Here is a 6,318-nt window from a genome sequence, read left to right as displayed (position 1 = left end):
TCGGATGAGGTCACTCGCCGAGCGCGCCGATCGCCTTGCACAGCTCGCCGTCGCGGGACGGCGGGACCGCGCGCAGGTCGAGCAGCAGCCGGCCGTCCTCGACGCGCCCGACCACGGGCGGGTCGCCGGTCCGTAGCGCCGCGGCGAACCGCGCGGGCAGGCTCACCGCCGCGCTGGGCAGCCGGACGCCCGGCGCCCCGCCCGCGCCCACCGTGGCCGACACCGGCTCGACCACGGCGTCGGCGCGGGCGACCCGCCCGGCGATCATCCGGGCGCGCTCCTCCAGCGCCCCGGCGGACACGCGCAGCGCGCGGCCGACGGGGGTCTCGGGGGCGTGCAGGGTGGCCGTGAGCGCGGCCAGGGTGAGCTTGTCCACCCGCAGCGCCCGCGCCAGCGGATGCCGGCGCAGCGCGCCGATCAGCTCCGCGCCGCCGAACAGCAGGCCCGCCTGCGGGCCGCCGAGCAGCTTGTCGCCGCTGGCCGTCACCAGGTCGGCGCCCTCGCGCAGCGCCTGCCGCACCGAGGGCTCGCCGGGCAGCAGCGGCTCGGGGGCCAGCAGCCCGGAGCCGACGTCGGCGACCACAGGCACGCCGAGGCCGCGCAGCCGCGCGACGCCGACGGATCCGGTGAACCCCTCGATCCGGAAGTTGGACTGGTGCACCTTGAGCACGAAGGCGGTGTCCGGGCCGACGGCCGAGGCGTAGTCGTCGCGGGTGGTGCGGTTGGTCGCGCCGACCTCGCGCAGCCGCGCCCCGGTGGACTCCAGCAGCTCGGGAATGCGGAACCCGTCGCCGATCTCGACGAGCTCGCCCCGGCTGACCACGATCTCCCGGCCCCCGGAGGCGAGCGCGGCCGCCGCCAGCGCCAGGGCGGCGGCGTTGTTGTTGACCACGTGTACGTCACCGGCCTCGGGGACGGCGGCGGCCAGCGCCGCCAGGGCGCTGCGCCCGCGCCGCGCGCGCTCACCGGTGGTCAGGTCGAACTCCACGTCGGCGGCCCCCGCCGCGGCGGCCACGGCCTCGATCGCCGCCTCCGCGAGCGGCGCGCGGCCGAGGTTGGTGTGCAGCAGCACGCCGGTGGCGTTGATCACGGGCCGCATCGGGGCCGCCGGGCGCAGCGCCTCCAGCGTGGCCGCGACGACGCCCTCCGGCTCGATCTCACCGGCCCTGGCCCGCCGCTGGGCCTTGGCGACGGCCGCCTTTACCTGCGCCCTGCCGAACGCGGCGCACGCGGCCGCGAGCCGCGGATCGCCCAGGACGACGTCGGTCCTGGGTACCAGCCTGCGGTGATCCATGTCTCCCAACCATAGCGACGCGGGCCGCCCTCGCCGTGGACCGGACGCTCACCCGGCGGCGTCGCGGCGGCGCCTTTCGAGGCCCTCGCGCTGCGGGACCACGGTGTACTTGGGATCCATGGCCGCCGTCCGGCCCGCCCGCAGCACCGCGAAGCGGGTGCACAGGGCGCCCGCCGTCAGCGCGGCGGCCGACAGCACCGCCGGGGCGCGGCGGGAGCTGAACCCCGCCACCGCCGCGAGCAGCCCGCCCCCCACGGTCAGCGCCCTGGCGGCGCGCATCAGCCTGCCCGCCGACCCGATCCGGTACGGCTCGGCCAGCAGCCCCAGACGGCGCTCCATGACCTCGCCCGCCGCCGTCTCCACCGCCGCGCCCAGGATCGCCACGCCCCTGGCGGGCCCCGCCTGGTCCGGGGGAGCGACGACCATGGCCACCGCGGCCGCGCTGGCCAGCGCGCTGCCCGCGAACAGGAAGGGCAGCTCGCGGTGCCCCGCGTGCCAGGACGGCACGGCGGTGTCGGCGACCAGCACCGCCGTGTACGTCGCCATCAGCGGCCCGGTGATCCCCGTGGTCAGCCCGGCGGCGTTCCCGACGACCGGCAGCAGGCCGGTGACCTCCGAGCCCGCCGCGACGGCGGCCAGCCCGCTCTGCGCGGCGAGGATCCACGAGCCGACGCTCATCGGCGAGCTGGGCTTGAACACCCGCAGCATGTTCAGGAAGCGCTCCGGGCGGCCCAGCTCGGCGACCAGGAAACCGGCGCCCGCCGTGCCCGCCAGCGCGGCGGTGATCTTGGCGGGGGCGGCGAGCCGGGGCCGGCCCGCCAGCTCGCAGGTCGCCGCAAGCAGCGACGACGCGCCCGACAGGCCGCCCAGGTAGAGGTAGACGGGCATGTGGGGCTCATGCCAGATGGGCGGCTTGATGATCGGCTGACCGTAGTAGGAACGGAACTCCGGATCGGGCACCATCGCCCGCTCACGGGTCACCGGGACGACCTCCGGCCCGTGGCGAGGAGCGACACGGCGCAGGTGGCGGCCATCGACAGCGCCGCCGCCCCGGCCCATTTCCACATCGACACCAGGTCCCTGGTCGTCACCACGGGGTCGGGCGGCAGGCCGTACACCTCCGGCTCGTCCAGCAGGAGGAAGAACGCGCCGTCCCCGCCCACGCCGTCGTCGGGGCTTTCGCCGTACAGCCGGGCCTCGGTGCGCCCCTGCGCGCGCAGCGACTCGACCCGCTCCTGGGCCCGCTCGCGCAGCTCGTCCAGCGGGCCGAACTGGATCGAGTCGGTCGGGCACGCCTTGGCGCACGCGGGCTCCAGCCCGCCGCGCAGCCGGTCGTAGCACAGGGTGCACTTCCAGGCCCGGCCGTCGCTCTCCCTGCGGTCGATCACCCCGTACGGGCAGGCCGGGACGCAGTACCCGCATCCGTTGCACACGTCGGACTGCACCACCACTGTGTCGAACTCGGTGCGGAACAGCGCACCGGTCGGGCACACGTCGAGGCAGGCGGCGTGCGTGCAGTGCTTGCAGACGTCGGAGGCCATCAGCCACTTGTCGTCGCGGCGGGTGAAGTCCTCTATGAAGGCCACGTGCCGCCAGGTGCTCGCGCCGAGCCCGCCGGTGTTGTCGTAGGAGGTCGCCCGGAACACGAACCCGTCCTCCGGCACGTCATTCCACTCCTTGCACGCCACCTCGCAGGCCTTGCAGCCGATGCACACGCTGGTGTCGGTGAAGAACCCCATCCGCTCAGTCACGCCGGTACTCCTCGATCAGGGCGATCAGCGCCGGGCCTCTCGGCCGGCGTCCGGGCAGCACGTCGCAGGTCGTGGCCTTGCTCTCCTGGATGTAGACGTTGGGGTCGAGGACGATCGGGAGCAGGTCGTTGGCCGCGTCGCCGGTGACCAGCCCGCCACCCGCCCAGCCCCAGTGGTACGGCATGCCGATCTGGTGGACCGGCCGCCCGGCCACCTTCAGCGGCCGCAGCCGCTCGCTGACCAGCACCCGGGCCTCGATCGCCGCCCGGCTGGTGATGACGGTCGCCCAGCCGCCGTTGACCAGGCCCAGCTCGTCGGCGAGCTGCGGGGACACCTCGCAGAACATCTCCGGCTGCAGCTCGGCCAGGTGGGACAGGGACCGGCTCATGCCGCCGGCGGTGTGGTGCTCGGTCAGCCGGTAGGTGGTGAGCACGTACGGGAACCTGCCGGAGTTGGACGGGTTCTCGGGACGGTCGTAGATCTTCCTGGCCGGGTTGGCGCGCGTGCCGTACAGGGTGTTGGGCACCGGGGACTCGTCCGGTTCGTAGTGGGCCGGCAGCGGCCCGTCGGCCAGGCCCGACGGGGCGAACAGCCAGCCCTTGCCGTCGGTCTGCATGATGAACGGCGAGTCGCCCGCGAGCGCCGCCTGCGCGGTGGCCCCCGGCGGGGGCACGTAGTCCGGCGGCTTGCGCACCTCGAAGTCGGGCACGTCGGGGCCGGTCCACTCGCCCTGGTCCGGGTTCCAGCGCAGGTACGCCTTGCGCTCGCTCCAGGGGCGGCCGTCCGGGTCGGCGGAGGCGCGGTTGTACAGGATGCGCCGGTTCATCGGCCAGGCCCAGCCCCACTCGGGCGCGACCAACGACTGCTCCGAGCCCGGCCTGCGGCGCGCCGCCTGGTTGACCTCGTCGGCGTAGACGCCCGAGTAGATCCAGCAGCCGCAGCGGGTGGAGCCGTCGGGGGCCAGGTCCAGGTACGACGACACCGCTCTGCCGTCCGGGCCGGTGCCGTTGATCTCGCGCAGCACGGCCTCGGCCGACGGGTCGTCGTGCGGCCCGCTCACCGGGTAGTCCCAGGTGAGGTCTCGCAGCGGCGCGTCCATCTCCCCGTCGGAGGCCCGCTCGCGCAGCAGCCGCCCCAGGTGGTAGTAGAACCACAGGTCGCTGCGGCAGTCGCCGGGCGGCTCCACGGCCTTCTCCCGCCACTGCAGCAGCCGCTGGGTCTGGGTGAAGGTGCCCTCCTTCTCCACGTGCGAGGCCGCGGGCAGGAAGAACACCTCGGTGCCGATCTCCTCGGTGCGCAGCTCGCCGGTCTCCAGCTCCGGGCCGTCCTTCCAGAACGTCGCGGTCTCCACGGGCAGCAGGTCCCTGACCACCAGCCAGTCCAGGTTCGCCAGGCCGAGCCGCTGGGCGTGCCCGCCGGAGGAGCCGACCGCCGGGTTCTCGCCGACCACGAAGTAGCCCTTCACAGTGCCGTCGATCTGCCCGAACACGGTGGCGTAGGTGCCGTGGTCGCCGGTGATGCGCGGCAGGTAGCCGAACCGGAAGTCGTTCTCCTCGGTGGCCGAGTCGCCCCACCACGCCTTCAGCAGGCTCACCATGTAGGAGCGCTTGTTGCCCCAGAAGCCGGTGTCGCCCGCGGCGTAGCCGAGGTAGTCGTCGAGGTTCTCGTGCAGCAGCGCGTGCGGCATCGGCAGGTAGCCCGGCAGGATGTTGAACAGCGTGGGGATGTCCGTCGAGCCCTGGATGCTGGCGTGGCCGCGCAGCGCCAGGATGCCGCCGCCCGGCCTGCCGATGTTGCCGAGCAGCAGTTGCAGGATGGACGCCGCCCGGATGAACTGCGCGCCCACGGTGTGCTGGGTCCAGCCGACCGAGTAGACCCACGCGGTGGTGCGCTCCCGGCCGCTGTTGGCGGTGATCGAGTCGGCGAGGAACCGGAAGTCGGCCCGGGAGATGCCGCACAGCTCCTCCACCAGCTTCGGGGTGTAGCGGGCGAAGTGCCGCGACAGGATCTGGTAGACGCACTGCGGGTCGTTCAGGGTGGGGTCGGTGCGCGGCGCCGGGTGCGCCGAGGGGCCGCCGGAGCCGTACTGGTCGGCGCCCGCGACGGTGGCGTGGATCTCGCCTTCCCTTGCCTGTTCCTCCCGCTCCCGGTCGGGCGATCCCGACTGGTAGGCCCAGGTCCGCGGGTCGTAGGTGCGGGTCTCCGGATGGAAGCCGGAGAACAGGCCGTCCAGGTCCTCGGTGTCGCGGAAGTCCTCGGACACGATGGTGGCCGCGTTGGTGTAGGCCAGCACGTAGTCACGGAAGTCGTGCCCGCCCCGCAGCACGTGGTTGATCAGCGCGCCGAGCAGCACGATGTCGCTGCCCGCGCGGATGGGCAGATGGGTGTCGGCCATCGCGCTGGTCCGCGTGTAGCGCGGATCCACGTGGATCACCCTGGCGCCGCGCGCCTTGGCCTCCATGACCCACTGGAACCCCACCGGATGGCACTCGGCCATGTTGGAGCCCTGGATCACGATGCAGTCGCTGTTGACCAGGTCCTGCTGGAAGTTGGTCGCGCCGCCGCGGCCGAAGCTGGCCCCCAGACCGGGGACGGTGGCGGAGTGTCAAATGCGCGCCTGGTTCTCCACCTGGATCGCGCCGAGGGCGGTGTACAGCTTCTTCATCAGGTAGTTCTCTTCGTTGTCGAGCGTCGCACCGCCCAGGCCGGCGAAGCCCAGGGTGCGCCGCACGACCTTGCCCTCGTGCGTCTCCTGCCAGTTCTCGCGCCTGGTGGCCGTCACCCGGTCCGCGATCATGCGCATCGCGGTGTCCAGGTCGAGGCTCTCCCAGTCCTTGGCGTACGGCCTGCGGTAGAGGACCGTGGTCTGCCGTCCCTCGTGTGTGACGAGCTGCTTGCTCGCCGATCCCTTGGGGCAGAGCCGCCCGCGCGAGATGGGGGAGTCGGGGTCGCCTTCGATCTGGGTGACCTTGCCGTCCTTGACGTAGACGAGCTGGCCGCAGCCGACCGCGCAGTAGGGGCACACGGAGCGGGCGACCGAGTCGGCCTCGGCGGTGCGCGGGCGCAGCGCGTCCGTGCGCGGTGAGCGCGCCGCGGCGCCGCGGCCGTCCTGGCCGCGGAGCTGGCGGATCACCGGCCAGCGGCCGATCAGGTCACCAAGTCCCATGTCTGGGCTGTGCCCGGAATACAGGCCCTTATGCCCCCGTGCCCGCGTACCAGTAGTCTCATACGTCGTAGAAGGCCTGTACGGTCGCACAAGCGGGGTTCCAGCTC

The 6,318-nt window shown here is 73.4% G+C and carries 4 protein-coding genes; all 4 read right to left on the bottom strand.

Annotated features, from left to right (window positions below):
* Positions 1-10: 10 nt before the first annotated feature.
* The 4 genes from selA to fdh are packed head-to-tail and all read right to left on the bottom strand — an operon-like array spanning position 11 to position 6,211.
* Positions 11-1,294, bottom strand: coding sequence for an L-seryl-tRNA(Sec) selenium transferase (gene selA / locus P3X83_RS05415; protein ID WP_277303737.1), 1,284 nt, complete (start codon positions 1,292-1,294; stop codon positions 11-13).
* Positions 1,295-1,342: 48 nt separating this feature from the next.
* Positions 1,343-2,275 (bottom strand): NrfD/PsrC family molybdoenzyme membrane anchor subunit, encoded by a 933-nt coding sequence (gene nrfD / locus P3X83_RS05410; protein WP_277303736.1) that lies wholly within the window; start codon positions 2,273-2,275, stop codon positions 1,343-1,345.
* A complete protein-coding gene (locus P3X83_RS05405) occupies positions 2,272-3,033 on the bottom strand; it encodes a 4Fe-4S dicluster domain-containing protein (protein ID WP_277303744.1) in 762 nt (253 codons plus the stop codon). Before P3X83_RS05405 ends, nrfD begins: the two co-directional genes overlap by 4 nt.
* 4 nt (positions 3,034-3,037) lie before the next feature.
* A complete protein-coding gene (gene fdh, locus P3X83_RS05400; protein ID WP_277303735.1) occupies positions 3,038-6,211 on the bottom strand; it encodes a formate dehydrogenase in 3,174 nt (1,057 codons plus the stop codon).
* Between the last annotated feature and the right edge of the window lie 107 nt (positions 6,212-6,318).

This window comes from Spongiactinospora sp. TRM90649, from assembly GCF_029382225.1.
Classification (GTDB): Bacteria; Actinomycetota; Actinomycetes; order Streptosporangiales; family Streptosporangiaceae; genus Spongiactinospora.
Note: the sequence above shows the minus strand (reverse complement) of the source record. Positions and strands in the feature narration are given on the sequence as shown.

Excerpts from the sequence above, each read along its gene's own strand:
- selA (WP_277303737.1), bottom strand. The coding sequence starts at position 1,294 with ATGGATCACCGCAGGCTGGTACCCAGGACCGACGTCGTCCTGGGCGAT.
- P3X83_RS05405 (WP_277303744.1), bottom strand. The coding sequence starts at position 3,033 with ATGGGGTTCTTCACCGACACCAGCGTGTGCATCGGCTGCAAGGCCTGC.